The organism is Pseudonocardia sp. McavD-2-B (assembly GCF_024124365.1).
Taxonomy (GTDB): domain Bacteria; phylum Actinomycetota; class Actinomycetes; order Mycobacteriales; family Pseudonocardiaceae; genus Pseudonocardia; species Pseudonocardia alni.
This window is the reverse complement of the sequence record NZ_JAMXSG010000134.1, coordinates 1-15281: the sequence shown is the minus strand read 5'-3', so window position 1 is coordinate 15281 and position 15281 is coordinate 1. Positions and strand designations below refer to the sequence as shown.

Genomic DNA, 15281 nt, shown 5'->3' with positions numbered 1-15281 from the left:
CCGGCCGCGGTCGCACCGCCCGCGCCGCCCGCAGCGCTGCCGTCGCCGGTGCCCTCGGCGGCCGGTGACCCGGGCCGCTGGGGCCGCGCCGCCGACGACGGGACCATCACCCTGGTCACCGCCGACGGCGAGCGGGTCGTCGGCTCCTACCAGGCCGGTCCGCCCGCGGAGGGCCTGGAGCACTACGCGAAGCGGTTCGACGCGCTGGTCACCGAGACCGAGGTGCTCGCCGCACGGATCGCCGGCGGCGGGGACGCGAAGGCGTCGCTCACCGCGCTCACCGCGCTGCGCGAGGGCCTCGGCGAGGCGCACGTGGTCGGGGACGTGCCCGCCCTGCGCGAGCGGCTCGACGAGCTGGTCGGCCGGGCCGAGCAGGGCGTCAGCGCGGCGAAGGAGGAGCGCGAGCGCGCCCGGCACGACGCCGTCGCCCGCAAGGAGGCGCTCGCCGTCGAGGCCGAGAAGATGGCCGCGGACTCCACCCAGTGGAAGCAGGCCGGGGACCGGTTCAAGGCGATCCTCGACGAGTGGCGCACCGTCCGCGGCGTCGACAAGAAGACCGACGAGCAGCTGTGGAAGCGCTTCTCGAAGGCCCGTGAGGCGTTCAACCGGCGGCGCGGCTCGCACTTCGCCGACCTCGACCGCCAGCGGGTCACCGCGAAGGCCCGCAAGGAGGAGCTCGTCGACCGGGCCGAGGCCCTGGCCGACTCCGACGAGTGGAACGCGACCGCGGCCGCCTACCGCGACCTGATGACCGAGTGGAAGGCGGCGGGCCGCGCCCACCGCGAGGCCGACGACGCGCTGTGGGCCCGCTTCCGCGGCGCGCAGGACCGCTTCTTCGCCCGCCGCGGGGAGCACTTCTCCGCCCGCGACACCGAGTTCGCCGAGAACGCCGAGGCGAAGCGGGCCCTGCTCGCCGAGGCCGAGACGATCGACCTGTCCGACCCGGACGGCGCACGGGCCCGGCTGCGCGAGGTCCAGGAGCGCTGGGAGGCCATCGGCAAGGTCCCGCGCGAGGAGATCCGCACCCTGGAGGGGCGGCTGCGCGGGATCGAGGACAAGGTCGCCGCCGCCGCGGACGCGCAGTGGCGCCGCACCGACCCCGAGGCCCAGGCCCGCGTGGAGCAGTTCCGGGTGCGGGTCGAGCAGTTCGAGGCGCAGGCGGAGAAGGCCGAGGCGGCCGGCGACGGCAGGCGCGCCGAGCAGGCCCGTGCGCAGGCGGCGCAGTGGCGGGAGTGGCTGACCGCCGCCGAACAGGCGGTCGACGAGCGGTAGGGGGGTCAGTCGCGCTGCAGCGCGGCGCCCGCCCACACGAAGGTCAGCAGCACGACCGCGATCACGCCGAGGACCATCCCGAACCCGGGGCCGGCCTCGGCGCCGGTCTGCTGCGACCAGATCGCCCACAGCCCGTTCACCGAGGAGATCCCGCAGCCGAAGGCCGCCAGCCAGGCGAGCGCCCACAGCCGGGTCAGCAGCGCGGCCGCGGACACCACGACGGCGAACCCGGTCATCGTGAACGAGAACAGCGTCGGCAGCGGCCCGGAGGTGCCGGAGGCCAGCACCTGCCAGCCCGGGGTGCCCGCCACCCACGGGAGCAGCAGCGCGGCGACGGCGGCGACGATCGCCACCGCGATCAGCATGGCGCGCGCGCCCGGGTCGATCCGGCGGGCGACACCGCGCCCGGCCCGGTCGATCTCGGCGCGGGTCTCCGGGGACACGTCGCTCATCGGGTACCTCCGGTGGTGGCGGGGACGCCGCAGGACGGCGCGGCGGGTGCCGGCTCGGGCGCCGGGGCGCCGAACGCGGGCAGTCCCAGGGTGGTGGGTGCCCCGGATGGGCGCTCGCCGGCCTCGGCTGCGTCACCGGCGCGGGTGCGGCGGTGGGTGAGCACACCGCCGTCGGCGACGAGGTGGTGCGGGGCACCGCGGTCGATCCGGACGGTGACGATGTCGCCCGGCCGGATGCCGGTCGCGTCCCCGGGCGCGAAGTGCACGAGCCGCCCGTCGCGGGCGCGGCCGGTGAGCCGGGCGGTCGCCGCGTCCTTGCGGCCCTCGCCGGTGGACACCAGCAGCTCGACCTCGGTGCCCTCCTGCTTGCGGTTCTCCTCCCAGGAGATCCGCTCCTGCAGCGCGACGAGGCGCTCGTAGCGCTCCTGCACGACGGCCTTGGGCAGCTGGTCGGGCAGGTCCGCGGCGGGCGTCCCGGGGCGCTTCGAGTACTGGAAGGTGAACGCCGCGGCGAACCGGGCCCGCTCGACGACGTCGAGGGTGTCCTGGAAGTCCTGCTCGGTCTCGCCGGGGAAACCGACGATGATGTCGGTGGTGATCGCCGCGTGCGGGATCGACTCCCGCACTTCGGCCAGGATCGACAGGAACCGCTCCGAGCGGTAGCTGCGGCGCATCCGGCGCAGGACGTCGTCGGAGCCGGACTGCAGCGGCATGTGCAGCTGCGGGCAGACGTTCGGGGTCTGCGCCATCGCGGCGATCACGTCGGAGGTGAAGTCGCGCGGGTGCGGGCTGGTGAACCGCACCCGCTCCAGCCCCTCGACCTCGCCGCAGGCCCGCAGGAGCTTCGAGAACGCCTGCCGATCACCCATGTCCGAGCCGTAGGCGTTCACGTTCTGCCCCAGCAGGGTCACCTCGAGCACGCCGTCGGCGGCGAGGGTCTGCACCTCGGCGAGCACGTCGCCGGGGCGCCGGTCGCGCTCCTTGCCGCGCAGCGACGGCACGATGCAGAACGTGCAGGTGTTGTTGCAGCCCACCGAGATCGACACCCAGCCGGCGTAGGCGGAGTCGCGGCGCGCGGGCAGCGTCGAGGGGAACACCTCGAGCGCCTCGGCGATCTCGACCTGCGCCTGTTCGTTGTGCCGGGCCCGCTCCAGCAGCGTCGGCAGGGCGTGCACGTTGTGCGTGCCGAACACGACGTCGACCCACGGGGCCCGCCGCGTGATCGTGTCGCGGTCCTTCTGGGCCAGGCAGCCGCCCACGGCGATCTGCATGTCCGGGTTCGCGACCTTGCGGGGGCGCAGGTGCCCGAGGTTGCCGTAGAGCTTGTTGTCCGCGTTCTCCCGCACCGCGCAGGTGTTGAACACGACGACGTCGGCGGTGTCGGGGTCCTCGGCCCGGGCGTACCCGGCGTCCTCCAGCAGACCGGCCATCCGCTCCGAGTCGTGCACGTTCATCTGGCACCCGTAGGTGCGCACGGTGTAGCTGCGGCTCACACACCCGAGGGTAGGCGCCCGGTGCGACGACGCCGGGACGGGGCCGTCGGGGATGATGGGCGGGTGCACCGGCCCGGGCCCCCGCTGACGAGGCGCACCGTGCTGCGCGCGGGGGCGGCGTTCGGTCTGGGGGCGGGGCTGGCCGCCTGTACCGGGCCCCGGCCCGCCGCCCCGCTGGTGATCGCCGGCGGGGTGCAGCCGGGGGTGTACATCAACCTCGCGCGCACGCTGTCGGAGATCTGGCGGGAACGGCTCGGGCTCGCCGCGGCCCCGCAGGTGCTGGGGACCGCGGGCAGCGCACAGAACATGGAGCTCCTGACCAGCGGGGCGGCCGCGGTCACGATCAGCCAGGTCGACGTGGCCGCCGACGTCGCCGCCCGCACCACCGGCCCGGCCGAGCCGCGCGCACTGGCCCGGCTCTACGACGACGTCACCCACATCGTCGTGCGCGCGGACTCCGACCTGCGCAGCATCGCCGACCTGCGCGGGCGGCGGGTGTCGATCGGCCCGGGCGGCAGCGGCTACCAACCGATCGCGATCCGGCTGCTCGACGTCGCCGGGATCGGTGTCGCGGGCCTGGGCACCCGCGCGGAGCTGGGCCTCACGGACGCGACGGCGGCGCTGCGCGAGGGCACTCTCGACGCGTTCTTCTGGTCCGGCGGGGTCCCCACCGACGGCGTGCGGGAGCTGGCCGCACAGGTCCCGATCCGACTGCTGGAGCTCGGCGGCGTGCTCGACCGCATGCGCGACCGGTATCCCGTCTACTCGGTGGCGACGGTCCCCGCGAACACCTACGGCCTGCCCGGCCCGGTGTCGTGTCTGTCGGTGCGCAACGCGCTGCTGGTCACCGAGGGGATGGACGCCGACCTGGCCGGCGCACTCATCCGCGCCGCCTTCGACGAGCAGCCGCGGCTGGCCCAGGCCAGCCCGGCCGCGGTGACCGTCGACTCCCGCTCGGCGATCGGCACCCAGCCGATCCCGCTGCACGACGGCGCCGTCGCGTTCTACCGGGCCACCAAGGGCTACTGAGGTGCCCCCGGGCGCAGCCACAGCGTGACCCGCAGCCCGCCGCCCGGGGCGGCGCCCAGCTGCAGGCTCCCGCCGGCCGCGGCGGCGGTCCGCACCGCGATGGCCAGACCCAGCCCGCTGCCCTCGACGTTGGTCTGACCGGGCGCCCGCCAGAACCGGTCGGTGGCCCGGGCCCGGTCCTCCGGCGCCAGGCCGGGCCCGCCGTCGACGACGCTGACACCGATCCGGTCCGCGGTGCGCAGCGTCGCGACCCGCACCCGTCGCCCGGCCGGGGTGTACTTGAGCGCGTTGTCGAGCAGCGCGTCGAGCACCGACTCCAGCGCGGGCTCGCCGATCAGGGCGTGCAGGCCGTGCGGGCCGCTGCGGCGCAGCTCGATCCCGGAGTGCTCGGCCAGCGGCCGCCAGTTGTCCACCCGCTCGGCGATGACGACGTCGAGGTCGGTGTCCTCGGCGTCACCCGGGTCCTCCACCGCGCGCTCGGCGCGGGCCAGCGCGAGCAGCCCGTCGAGCACCCGGGACAGCCGCTCGGCCTCCTCCATCGCCGCGAGGTGGTCGTCGGCGGCGGCCGGGTCGACGTGCCCGTCGAGGTTGGACAGCCGCAGGCGCAGCGCCGTGAGCGGGTTGCGCAGCTGGTGGGAGGCGTCGGCGACGAACGCGCGCTGCGCGGCCAGCGCCTCGCGCACCGTCTCGGTCATCCGGTCGAACGACCCGGCCAGCGAACGCAGCTCCGGCGGGCCGCTGCGGCGCGACGGCGGACCGGGCGGCCCCCCGGCGACGACGGCGGTCCCGACCCGGCCCATCGCCTCGTCGAGCCGGCGGACCGGGCGCAGCACCCAGGCGGTCAGCGGCAGCGCGACCAGGGTGCCGGCGAGCAGCGCGAACACCGCGGCCCCGGCGATCAGCGACCAGGTGCGCACCGCCTCGGCCCGCAGTGCGTCGGTCGGTGACACCGTCGCCACCGCGCCGACGACCTCGCCGTCGACGAGCACCGGCTCGGCCAGCACCAGCGGCCGGGCGTCCCACGGCATCAGCAGCGGGTAGGTCGACGAACGGCGCCCGGCCAGCGCGACCGCGGTCCGCTCGGTGGCGTAGTCCCCCAGCTCGGGCAGCCGGTCGGCCGGGCGGGACGCGGTCAGTGTCCGGCCGGTCCGGTCGACCACGAGCACCGCGACGCCGTAGACGTCGTCGTAGCGGGTGATCTCGTCGGTGAAGGTGGTGAGCGCGGAGCTGCCCGCGGGGGCCTCGATGAGCGGGCGCTGCGCGGTGGAGGCGAAGGAGATCGTGTCGGTGAGCCGGTCGGTGAAGACCTCCTCCTGGGCGCGCTGGGCGGCGGTCCAGGCGAGCGGGACGCCCAGCCCGGCGGCGAGCAGCCCGACGAGCACGAGCACGACCAGCAGCAGCCGGCTGCGCACGGGTCAGTCCTCGGTGGCGGCGAAGCGGTACCCGACGCCGCGCACGGTGCGCACCAGCTCGGGGCGGCCGAGCTTGGTCCGCAGCGTCGCCACGTGCACGTCGAGGGTCCGGTTCGCGCCCGCCCAGCCGCGCCCCCACACCTCGGCGACGATCTGGGCGCGGGTGCAGACGGCGCCGTCGGCGCGGGCGAGCAGCGACAGCACCTGGAACTCCTTGCGGGTGAGCACCACCTGCTCCCCGGCGACGGTGACCTCGTGCCGTTCGGGGTCGACGCGGACGTCGCCGACGGTCACCGGGGCCGACCCGGCCGGGGCGACCGTGCCGTCGTCACCGACCTTGCGGCGGCGCTGCACCGCGTGCACCCGGGCCACGAGCTCGCCGATGTCGTAGGGCTTGACCAGGTAGTCGTCGGCGCCGGTGTGCAGACCGGCGATGCGGTCGGTGACCTCGCCGCGGGCGGTCACCATCAGCACCGGGACCTCGGAGACGGCGCGGATCGCACGGCAGACGTCGAGCCCGTCGGCGTCGGGGAGGCCCAGGTCGAGCAGCACGACGTCGACGCCGTCGAGGTGGTCGACGGCGCCGCGGCCGTGGTCGAGTCGGGTCGTGGTCATCCCGTGCCGGTGCAGCGCCGGGCGCAGCGCGGCGGCGACCCGGTCGTCGTCCTCGATCAGCAGGATGTGCACCGCTGCCCGCCCTTTCCGTTACGTGGCCGAGACCCTAAAGGTTCCTCAAGGTGGTGGACTCGCATGTCCGTTCCGTCCAGGCTCTCGCCATGTCCGGAGGCAGCATGACCAGCCCGCCCGCGTCCAGCACTCCCATGGTGCGGATGGCCGGGGTGCAGAAGCACTTCGGCGACCTCCACGTGCTGCGCGACATCGATCTCGACGTCGCCCGTGGTGAGGTCGTCGTCGTCCTCGGCCCCTCCGGTTCCGGCAAGTCCACACTCTGCCGCACGATCAACCGTCTCGAGCCGATCGACACCGGCACGATCGAGATCGACGGCACCGCGCTGGCTGCAGAGGGCAAGGCGCTGGCCGCCCTGCGCGCCGACGTCGGCATGGTCTTCCAGTCGTTCAACCTGTTCGCGCACAAGACGATCCTGGAGAATGTCACGCTGGCCCCGCTCAAGGTCCGCGGCGCCTCCAAGGCCGAGGCCGAGAAGACCGGGCTGGCGCTGCTGGAGCGCGTCGGCATCGCGAACCAGCGCGACAAGTACCCGGCGCAGCTGTCCGGCGGCCAGCAGCAGCGCGCGGCGATCGCCCGCGCGCTGGCGATGAAGCCGAAGGTGATGCTCTTCGACGAGCCGACCTCGGCGCTGGACCCGGAGATGGTCAACGAGGTGCTCGACACCATGACCTCGCTGGCCAAGGAGGGCATGACGATGGTCGTCGTGACCCACGAGATGGGCTTCGCCCGCCGGGCCGCGCACCGCGTCGTGTTCATGAGCGACGGCGAGATCGTCGAGGACTCCACGCCCGACGACTTCTTCACCGCGCCGCGCAGCGACCGGGCCAAGGACTTCCTCGGCAAGATCCTCTCCCACTGACCCACCCCACCCCGACGAGCGGAGCGAACGTGAAGAGAACCCGCATCCTGGTGGCGGCCGCCCTGGCCGCCACCCTGGCCCTGGCCGGCTGCGGCCAGGAGGGCGCACCGGGCGCCGAGGGCTCGGGCTACGAGCCCACCGTCGCACAGAACGTCGAGGTCGCCGGTTCGCCGACGTTCGCGGCGATGAAGCAGCGCGGCCGCGTGATCGTCGGCGTCAAGGACGACCAGCCGGGCCTCGGTTTCCGCGACGCCACCACGGGCCAGTTCACCGGCTTCGACATCGACATCGCCAGGATGGTCGCCGGCGGTCTCGGCTTCTCCCCGGACCAGATCGACTACAAGGTCGTCCCGTCCGCGGCACGTGAGGACGTCATCGAGCGCGGCGAGGTCGACTACTACGTCGGCACCTACACGATCAACGACAAGCGCAAGCAGCGCGTCGGGTTCGCCGGGCCGTACTACACCGCGGGCCAGGGCCTGCTCGTGCGCGCCGACGACAACGCGATCACCGGCCCGCAGACGCTGCAGGGCAAGAAGGTCTGCTCGGTCACCGGCTCGACCCCGATCCAGCGGGTCCGGGACCAGAACCTCACCGAGGCGGCGAACATCGTCGAGTTCCAGACCTACACCCAGTGCGTCGACCAGCTGATCAACAACCAGGTCGACGCCGTCACCACGGACGACGCGATCCTGCTCGGCTACGCCTCGCAGAACCCGGAGCAGCTGAAGGTCGTCGGGGAGAAGTTCTCCTCCGAGCCCTACGGCATCGGCCTGCCGAAGAACGACACCGCGCTGCGCACCAAGGTCAACGACCTGCTGCAGGCCGCGATCGACGACGGCACCTGGAAGACGATCTACGACGGCACCCTGGGCAAGTCCGGCACCCAGGCCCAGCCGCCGGCGATCGACCGCTACTGATCCCGTGACGCGGCCGGTCCCCGGGTGGTCCCGGGGACCGGCCGCGTCCACGACGTACGGAAGGAGAGCACCGCGGTGGACGTCCTCCTGGACAACCTGGACCTCTACGTCCGGGGCTTCGGCGGAACCCTCGCTCTGTTCGTGGTCTCCGGGATCGCCTCGCTGGTCCTTGGCACGATAATCGCAGGGATGCGGGTAAGCCCGATCCCGGCCCTGCGAAGCTTCGGCACCGTCTACGTGACGATTCTGCGGAACACACCGCTCACCCTGGTGCTGTTCTTCTTCGCCTTCGCCTACCCGCGGCTGGAACTGGTCGAGCTGTCGTTCTTCGCATTGGCCTGCACCGGCCTGACTCTCTACACCGCCGCGTTCGTCTGCGAGGTCGTGCGGTCCGGCATCAACACGGTCCCGGTTGGGCAGGCGGAGGCGGCCCGAGCGCTGGGGTTCACCTTCACCCAGACGCTGAAGCAGATCGTGCTGCCGCAGGCGGTCCGCGCGGTGGTGCCGCCGATGACGAATGTCCAGATCGCGCTGCTGAAGAACACGACGATCGCGTCGATCATTGCCGTGTTCCAGGCCGGCAGCATCTACGCCAGCCTGTCCGAACGCGGTTACAACGTCCTTGTCGGGCTGTTGTGGGTCGCATTGTTTTTCGTAGTCCTTGTCGTACCACTCACCCTGCTGCAACGACAGCTGGACGCCCGCTGGAGCTCCGCCCGATGACAACACCGCCGTCGGTCCCCGCGCGGCGGACCGCTCCGACTCGCCCGGAGGTGCGCCGATGAGTTCGGTCCTCTACGACATCCCCGGTCCGGCAGCCCGGGTCCGCAACCGGACCCTCGGCATGGTCGGGACGTTCGTGGTCATCGCGATCATCGGGTTCGTCCTCTGGCGCTTCTACGACGCGGGCCAGTTCTCCCCACGCCTGTGGGAATGGATCACCTATATCAACATCCAGTACCTGCTGCTGGATGCGCTCTGGGCGACCGTCAGCGCGTTTCTCGTCGCCGGAGCGCTGTCGCTGCTGTTCGGCGCTGTGTTCGCTTGCGGCCGGCTGTCGGACCACCGGTGGGTCAGTGCCCCGTCGACGCTGATCGTCGAGCTCTTTCGCGCCGTCCCTCTGCTGATTCTGATCTTCATTCTGTACTACGGTCTGTCCCAGGGCGTCGGCGTCGACATCAACACATTCTGGGCATTGGTACTCGGCTTGATGCTCTACAACGGCTCCGTACTCGCCGAGGTCTTCCGGGCCGGTATCAACGCGGTCCCGCGCGGTCAGCGGGAGGCCGCGTACGCGCTGGGGATGCGCAAGACCCAGGTGATGACCAGCGTTCTGCTCCCTCAGGCGTTCCGCTCGATGCTCCCGACGATCCTGTCGCAGCTCGTGGTGGTCCTGAAGGATACCGCGCTCGGGTTCATCATCCTCTACCCCGAGCTGCTCTACCAGGCGCGCTTCCTGGGCAGCCAGAACCAGCTGGGCTCGCCGATCCTGCCGGTCGCGCTGATCATCGCGGTCCTCTACATCGGGCTGTGTCTGATCCTGACCGGTGTCTCGCGCCTGGTGGAGAAGCGCCTGTCGCAGGGGCCGCGCAGCGGCGGGGCGAAGCCAGCCGACCCGGAGCCGACCGCACCGCAGACGCCGTCCGGTGCCGGTTTCGCGGGCGGCGCCCCGAACTGATCTCGCACCCACGACCAGTACGGGCCCGGCGCGACACTCCGAGGTCGCGCCGAGCCGTCGTGTATGGAGATGGCGCAGGAACGCGTCGAGGGCAGCGGGGAACCCCGGGGCAGCCGGACCTGAATCGCGCCATCATGGCCGAGGGGGCGGATCGCGCCGTCGTCGCCGATGCCCAGGATCGTCGCCCCGATACTGGGCCGACACCTTTATCGTCAACTTGTCGGAGCCAGCCCTAGCGCAGCGGCACGAGCTCACTCCAGCCGCCGACCGTGCCCTCACCTGCACCTCATTTCCGGAGGGACCAGATCCGGTCTTCGCTTACGGGTGGACCCACGGGACCGCATACAATGACCACGAATTCCCGTCGCTAGGGCCACCCCCGTTCGAAGTGCAGTAAATATCGCTGTATGCACCGGAGTTGGCAGCATTGAGTGAAGCGCCAGCAATCTCACATTCGTTCCGACTGCTATAGTCGCCCATGTACTGCGGCTTTTGATTCGGCTCCTGCCCCCAGGCAGTTCCTGGCGCAAAGATTGCGCAGCCGGCCATGAGCGCCATGAAAACGCCGGTCGAACCCTTTTTCGACATTATTTCACCTTTCATTGAGAGAGAGTCGACAGGTGATTGCAACCACCACATGCAGCCTAGATTCAGGATAGAACCCGATCCAGCACGACTCATGGATCCACCCTCTCGAGTGAAGCTTGACAACGTTTGACTACTCTGAATATACGAAACTTGCCAATGCGGCCAACCTTTGGCGTATTGACTCCTCATAGTTCGACATCCGAACACCGCCGCAGAACAACAAGCGCCGTCGGCCGGCGATTCTGAGGTGCTGGGAGCCCGGTCCAGAAGGAGCAGCCGCCGTTGACGGTGGCGAGGCCCGCGACGGAGAACACGAGCGTCGACGCGACAGTGGTCTATCTGGGCTCGCGACCAGCGGCCCGAGCGGCTCGCAAGGACGGTTGCTCGGGTACTCGGGGACTCACTCCGTGTACTCGATCCGAGCTGTTCTCCCTCACAGAAACGTGACGTCGGCGTCGAGGCCGGGCCTACCGTTCGCGCGTAGCCTTCAGACCACCGGCAGGTCGAACACAGGTGACAGTTCCGCAGTGCGTTCGGAGCCAGAGCCAGCCGGACGGCATTGTGGCTGGCACCGCGCCGCATCGACCATCACAGGTTCTCGATGTGCACCGGCACGATGCCTTCCTCCGGGGGGAGCCCGAACCCGAACACCCGGGAGTAGAACGCCAGCTCGGCGTCGAGCGCCCGCCGGATGTTGGCGGCCGCGCGGAAGCCGTGCTGCTCGCCGGCGAACAGCAGGTAGGCCACCGGAACACCGCGCGAGCGCAGCGCGTCGACGATCATCTCCGACTGATTCGGCGGGACGATCGCGTCCTCGTCGCCCTGCAGCACGATCAGCGGGGTGGCGAAGCGCTCCACGTGGGTCAGCGGCGAGCGCTCGGCGTACACGGCCCGGGCCGCCGGCCACGGCCCGACCAGCCCGTCGAGGTAGCGCGACTCGAACTTGTGGGTGTCGCGGGCCAGCGCGGCCAGGTCGGCGACGCCGAAGTGGTCGGCCCCGGCGGAGAAGGGGGTGTCGGCGCGGGCCAGCGCGGCCAGCGTGGTGAACCCGCCCGCCGAGCCGCCGCGGATCGCCATCCGCGCCGGGTCGACGCGGCCGGTGTCGGCGAGCGTGCGGGCCGCGGCGAGGCAGTCGGCCACGTCGACGATCCCCCACGCGCCCTTCAGCTGCTCGCGGTAGGCGCGGCCGTAGCCGGTGGAGCCGCCGTAGTCGACGTCGACGACGCCGAACCCGCGGCTGGTCCAGTACTGCACCCCGACCGACAGCACCGGCGTCGCCGAGCCGGTGGGACCGCCGTGGATGACCACGAGCAGCGGCGGCAGCTCCCCGGCGGGGGCGTCGTGCGCGCCCAGCGGCGGGTAGTAGAGCGCGTAGCCGGTGCGCGGGCTGCCCGCGGCGTCCGACGACAGGAACGTGATCGGCTCGGGCACCGACACCGTCTCCGGGTGCAGGCCCAGGTCGCGCGGGGCGCGCAGGGTCTGCACGCCGGCGGCCCCGGGCTCCCCCGCCCCCTCGGGGGCCGGAACGACCCGGTGCACACCCGGTTCCGCGGTGGGCGACCCGGCGACGCAGACCACCGCGTAGGGCCCGTCGGCGCGCACCGAGCCGATCGCGGTGAACGGGGTGTCCAGCTCGATGATCCGGCCGTCGAGCTCGCGCACGGCGAGCGCGTCGAAGCCCTGCGACGAGCGCGCGAACACCACCCGGCCGTCGTCGAGGACGGCGTAGCGCGACCCGCCGAGCGCCCACCCGGGCACCCCGATCTCGGCGTCGAGCCGGACCAGGGTCTCGATGTCGTGGCCGGGCATCCAGCGGTAGAGGTTCCACCAGCCGGTGCGGTCGGACAGGAAGGTGAGCGACCCGTCGGGCTGCCACTGCGGTTCGGTGACCGACTCGCCCGGCCCGCCCGCGACGACGGTGTCCTCCCCGCTCCCGAGGTCACGGACGGTCAGCTCCACGTCGTCCCACGGCATCGACGGGTGGTCCCACGACAGCCACGCCAGGGTCTCGCCGTCCGGGGAGATGCGCGGCGCGGCGACGAAGTCCGAGCCGCTGACCAGGACCTCCGGCACCGAGGGCCGCCGGGCGTCGAGCCGGACGATCTCGTTCACGACCTCGGCGGACGGAGTGTGCTCGGCGTGGTGGTGCTCACGGACCGCGACCAGCCAGGAGCCGTCGGGGGCGACGTCGCCGTCGGCCCAGCGGTCCCCGCGCGGCACCGCGGGGGCGGGGGTGAGCGCGACCGGCTCGCCGCCGCGGTCGAGGCGGTAGAGACGCTGGTCAGTCCACTCGACGTACCAGACGGCGCCGGGGCTGCCGGCGTGCAGCCACCACGCGCCGCCGCCGTACTCGTGCACGGCGGTGCGGGCGTTCGCGCCGTCGGGGAGCAGGTCGCCGCGGGCGCCGTCGTCGGTGCGGCGGACCAGCTGGATCCGGCCGCCCTCGGCGGCCCGGCCCTCGGCCCAGACCACGCCGGTGTCCTCGGTCCCGGGCTCGCCGTCGGGCCGCACCTCGCCCAGCCGGACCGCGGCCGTCACCACCACCTCGGACGTGACCGGTGTCGGCCACGACCCGTACCCGGAGATCGTCACGGCGCCCACGCTAGTCATGCCCGGGGGGCGGTGCCCGTAGGCGGGGTCCCTACCTCCCGGCCCGCGCGACGGTCGCGCGGGCCCGGGCGAGCACCGGTGCGTCGACCATCTCGCCGTCGTGGCGGAACACCCCGGGGTGGTGCTGCGCCTCGGCGAGCAGGGCGCGGGCGTGCTCGACCTCGGCGTCGGTCGGGCGGAACCCGCGACGCACCACCTCCACCTGCGAGGGGTGGATGCAGACCTTCGCCGCGAAGCCGGCGTTCGCGGCGTCGGTGGCGTCGGCGAGCAGGCGGTCGGTGTCGGCGATGTCGGTGAGGACGGTGTCGACCGGGACCGCGCCGGCGGCGCGGGCGGCGTAGAGGACGCGGGTGCGGGCCTCGGTGAGCGCCGGCCCGTAGCCGCCGCCGGCGGTCCGCCCGGTGCGCCCGCCCAGGTCGGCGAGCAGGTCCTCGCTGCCCCACATGAGCGCGGTGCAGTTCGCGGCCCGCGCGATCGCGGGTGCCTGCAGCACGCCGTGCGCGGTCTCGCAGAGCGCGATCACCGGGTGCGGGGCCAGCGCCTCGACCGCGACGGCGCTGGTGGCCATCGGCAGCATCAGCGTGAGGCCGGGGTGGGCGGCCAGCGCGGCGACGTCGCCGTCGTGGGCGGCGGTGCCCGGCGCGTTGATGCGCACGATCACCCGGGTCCGGTCCAGCTCCGCCAGCGCGGCGACGACCGCGTCGCGCGCGGCGTCCTTGTCGTCCGGGCCGACCGCGTCCTCCAGGTCGAGGATGACGGCGTCGGCCGCGGCGAGCGCCTTGGCGTAGCGGTCGGGCCGGTTCCCCGGGCAGAACAGCACGGCGGGCCCGTGGTCGAGGGGCTGGGCGGTGTCCACGGGCGTTCCTCCGGTCCGACGGCGACTCTCGCCCGCCCAGCATCTCCGGTCGCCCGGTGATCGGCAGCACCGGCGGGTCCCGGCCGGTCGGCGGTGCCGCCCGGCGGGACGGCCGCGGGCCCTCACCCGTCCCGGCGCCGGGCCGACACCGCCTCCCGCAGCAGCCGCACCGCGTCCGGCAGCGCCCCCGGCCGCAGCACCGGCGCCAGCCCCACCACGCCGCGCAGCCCGGTCCACCAGCGGACCTGCCCGTCGGTGCGCAGCACCCCCACCCCCGGGGTCCGGCAGCCCGCGACGGCGGCGGGCAGGTTCGGGTAGATCTCGGCGAGCCGCGGCTCCCGGCAGGACCGTGCCCGCACCCGCACCGTCACGCAGCCGGGCAGCTCCTGCGCGATCCGCGAGCAGGGGGCGCAGGCCGCGTCGTGCACGACCACGAGCTCCCGGATCCGCGTGCGCGCCACGCGGCCATCATCGCCGCACGCCGCGGTCACCGCAGCAGGGCCGCCGCCAGCTCGACGGGGTGCGACAGCATCGGGTGGTGCCCGCCGGGGACCACCTCCGGCACCACGCCGCGCAGCCGCCGGGCGAGCATCGTGCGCACGAACGCGGCGGGGAACAGCTTGTCCTCGCGGCACAGCAGGTAGCGGGTCCGCACGTCCGGCCAGGCGTCGCGCGGCCAGGGCTGGTCGAACGGCGTCGCCGACTGCGCGCGCTCGTGGCGCAGCGCCTCGTCGGCCACCGGCTCGTCGACGTCGTGGTAGAAGAGCGCGACGACGTCGTCGGGGTCGCGCCCGTCGCGCGCGTCCTGCGCGGCCCGGGCCGCGCCCTGCCCGGTCGCCTCCCACCAGTCCGACGCGGACTCCCCCGGCGCCGGCACCATCGCCGTCACCAGGACGAGCTCACGGACCGCGAGCCGGTCACAGACCAGCGGAGCGCTGAACCCGCCGAAGGAGTGCGCGACGACCACGAGGTCGCCCGGATCGCTCCCCACCGCCGCGACGACGGCGTCGGCGTAGGTCTCCAGCGTGGCGGTGTCGTCGTCGCAGGGCAGCTCGGCGGGCACCGCGCGGTGCCCGCGGCGGGTCAGCTCCGTGGCGAGCGGGCCGAGGTACCAGGTGTCGCTCCCCGCCCCGGGGACCAGCGCGAACGTCGTCATGTCCACTACGACCGGTCCCGGCGGGCGGACTCATCGGCCGCGCGCGGGTACCGTCGGCGACCCACCCGCGAGGAGGCCCGATGAGCGACCCGACCCCGCAGCCCGAGCCCGCCGTGCCCGACCCGGTCGAGCCCGCGTCGGGCTGGACCGACTCCGGTGCGCCGACGTTCTCCCGGGTCCGCGAGACCGTCGAGGCCCGTGCGGCGACCGCGGGCGCCGCCGCCGGGCTCGCCGCCGACGACGACCGCGCCCGCGAGGCCGAGGA

At 73.3% G+C, this 15281-nt stretch carries 14 protein-coding genes and 1 pseudogene; 7 read left to right on the top strand and 8 right to left on the bottom strand.

Going from position 1 to position 15281, the window contains the following annotated elements; all coding sequences use genetic code 11:
- Nucleotides 1–1272, top strand: a 1272-nt coding sequence (locus tag NH602_RS17905) for a DUF349 domain-containing protein (RefSeq protein WP_253068390.1), incomplete at its 5' end; no start/stop codon positions are given.
- Between the two features lie 5 nt (nt 1273–1277).
- Here NH602_RS17905 and NH602_RS17900 read toward each other — a convergent pair.
- Both NH602_RS17900 and miaB read right to left on the bottom strand, forming a co-directional pair.
- Nucleotides 1278–1724, bottom strand: coding sequence for a hypothetical protein (locus tag NH602_RS17900; RefSeq protein WP_226350500.1), 447 nt, complete (start codon nt 1722–1724; stop codon nt 1278–1280).
- Nucleotides 1721–3217, bottom strand: coding sequence for a tRNA (N6-isopentenyl adenosine(37)-C2)-methylthiotransferase MiaB (gene miaB, locus NH602_RS17895; protein WP_308292853.1), 1497 nt, complete (start codon nt 3215–3217; stop codon nt 1721–1723). The genes NH602_RS17900 and miaB overlap by 4 nt, the downstream gene beginning before the upstream one ends.
- 63 nt (nt 3218–3280) lie before the next feature.
- Here miaB and NH602_RS17890 point away from each other — a divergent pair, with 63 nt between their 5' ends.
- Nucleotides 3281–4246 carry a TAXI family TRAP transporter solute-binding subunit gene (locus tag NH602_RS17890; protein WP_253068389.1) on the top strand — a complete coding sequence of 322 codons (966 nt, stop codon included), beginning with the start codon at nt 3281–3283 and terminating at the stop codon, nt 4244–4246.
- Here NH602_RS17890 and NH602_RS17885 read toward each other — a convergent pair.
- Together NH602_RS17885 and NH602_RS17880 are read right to left on the bottom strand one after the other, a co-directional pair.
- A complete protein-coding gene (locus tag NH602_RS17885) occupies nt 4240–5658 on the bottom strand; it encodes a HAMP domain-containing sensor histidine kinase (RefSeq protein WP_253068388.1) in 1419 nt (472 codons plus the stop codon). The two genes, NH602_RS17890 and NH602_RS17885, sit on opposite strands and share 7 nt — an antisense overlap.
- 3 nt (nt 5659–5661) lie before the next feature.
- The gene (locus NH602_RS17880; RefSeq protein ID WP_062396678.1) at nt 5662–6345 is read right to left on the bottom strand and encodes a response regulator transcription factor; all 684 of its coding nucleotides are present in this window, start codon (nt 6343–6345) and stop codon (nt 5662–5664) included.
- A 134-nt stretch (nt 6346–6479) separates the two neighbouring features.
- On the opposite strand from NH602_RS17880, the gene NH602_RS17875 reads away from it, so the two are divergent.
- The 4 genes from NH602_RS17875 (at nt 6480) to NH602_RS17860 (ending at nt 9806) form a co-directional block, all read left to right on the top strand.
- Complete coding sequence (locus NH602_RS17875) at nt 6480–7208, top strand: amino acid ABC transporter ATP-binding protein (protein ID WP_062396680.1); 729 nt, start codon at nt 6480–6482, stop codon at nt 7206–7208.
- A 29-nt stretch (nt 7209–7237) separates the two neighbouring features.
- Nucleotides 7238–8128, top strand: a complete 891-nt coding sequence (locus NH602_RS17870) for a glutamate ABC transporter substrate-binding protein (RefSeq protein WP_253068387.1) — start codon at nt 7238–7240, stop codon at nt 8126–8128.
- Nucleotides 8129–8203: 75 nt separating this feature from the next.
- Complete coding sequence (locus NH602_RS17865; RefSeq protein WP_253068386.1) at nt 8204–8851, top strand: amino acid ABC transporter permease; 648 nt, start codon at nt 8204–8206, stop codon at nt 8849–8851.
- A gap of 58 nt (nt 8852–8909) precedes the next feature.
- Entirely contained in the window at nt 8910–9806 is an 897-nt protein-coding gene (locus NH602_RS17860; RefSeq protein WP_253068385.1) for an amino acid ABC transporter permease, read from the top strand.
- Between the two features lie 1176 nt (nt 9807–10982).
- Here the strand turns inward: NH602_RS17860 and NH602_RS17855 are convergent.
- From NH602_RS17855 to NH602_RS17840, 4 genes are all read right to left on the bottom strand, one after another.
- Nucleotides 10983–12986: a prolyl oligopeptidase family serine peptidase gene (locus NH602_RS17855; RefSeq protein ID WP_253068384.1), complete on the bottom strand. Its 2004-nt coding sequence runs from the start codon at nt 12984–12986 to the stop codon at nt 10983–10985.
- A gap of 49 nt (nt 12987–13035) precedes the next feature.
- Nucleotides 13036–13860, bottom strand: a complete 825-nt coding sequence (locus NH602_RS17850) for a CoA ester lyase (protein WP_253068383.1) — start codon at nt 13858–13860, stop codon at nt 13036–13038.
- 122 nt (nt 13861–13982) lie between these two features.
- The gene (locus NH602_RS17845) at nt 13983–14321 is read right to left on the bottom strand and encodes a hypothetical protein (protein ID WP_253068382.1); all 339 of its coding nucleotides are present in this window, start codon (nt 14319–14321) and stop codon (nt 13983–13985) included.
- Nucleotides 14322–14347: 26 nt separating this feature from the next.
- A complete protein-coding gene (locus NH602_RS17840; protein ID WP_253068381.1) occupies nt 14348–15016 on the bottom strand; it encodes an alpha/beta hydrolase in 669 nt (222 codons plus the stop codon).
- An 80-nt stretch (nt 15017–15096) separates the two neighbouring features.
- On the opposite strand from NH602_RS17840, the pseudogene NH602_RS17835 reads away from it, so the two are divergent.
- Nucleotides 15097–15281, top strand: a pseudogene (locus NH602_RS17835) (hypothetical protein); the annotation flags it as partial.

Bases quoted from the DNA above. Each gene is read 5' to 3' on its own strand.
- NH602_RS17900 (WP_226350500.1), bottom strand. From the start codon at position 1,724: ATGAGCGACGTGTCCCCGGAGACCCGCGCCGAGATCGACCGGGCCGGG.
- NH602_RS17875 (WP_062396680.1), top strand. From the start codon at position 6,480: ATGGTGCGGATGGCCGGGGTGCAGAAGCACTTCGGCGACCTCCACGTG.
- NH602_RS17860 (WP_253068385.1), top strand. From the start codon at position 8,910: ATGAGTTCGGTCCTCTACGACATCCCCGGTCCGGCAGCCCGGGTCCGC.
- NH602_RS17840 (WP_253068381.1), bottom strand. From the start codon at position 15,016: ATGACGACGTTCGCGCTGGTCCCCGGGGCGGGGAGCGACACCTGGTAC.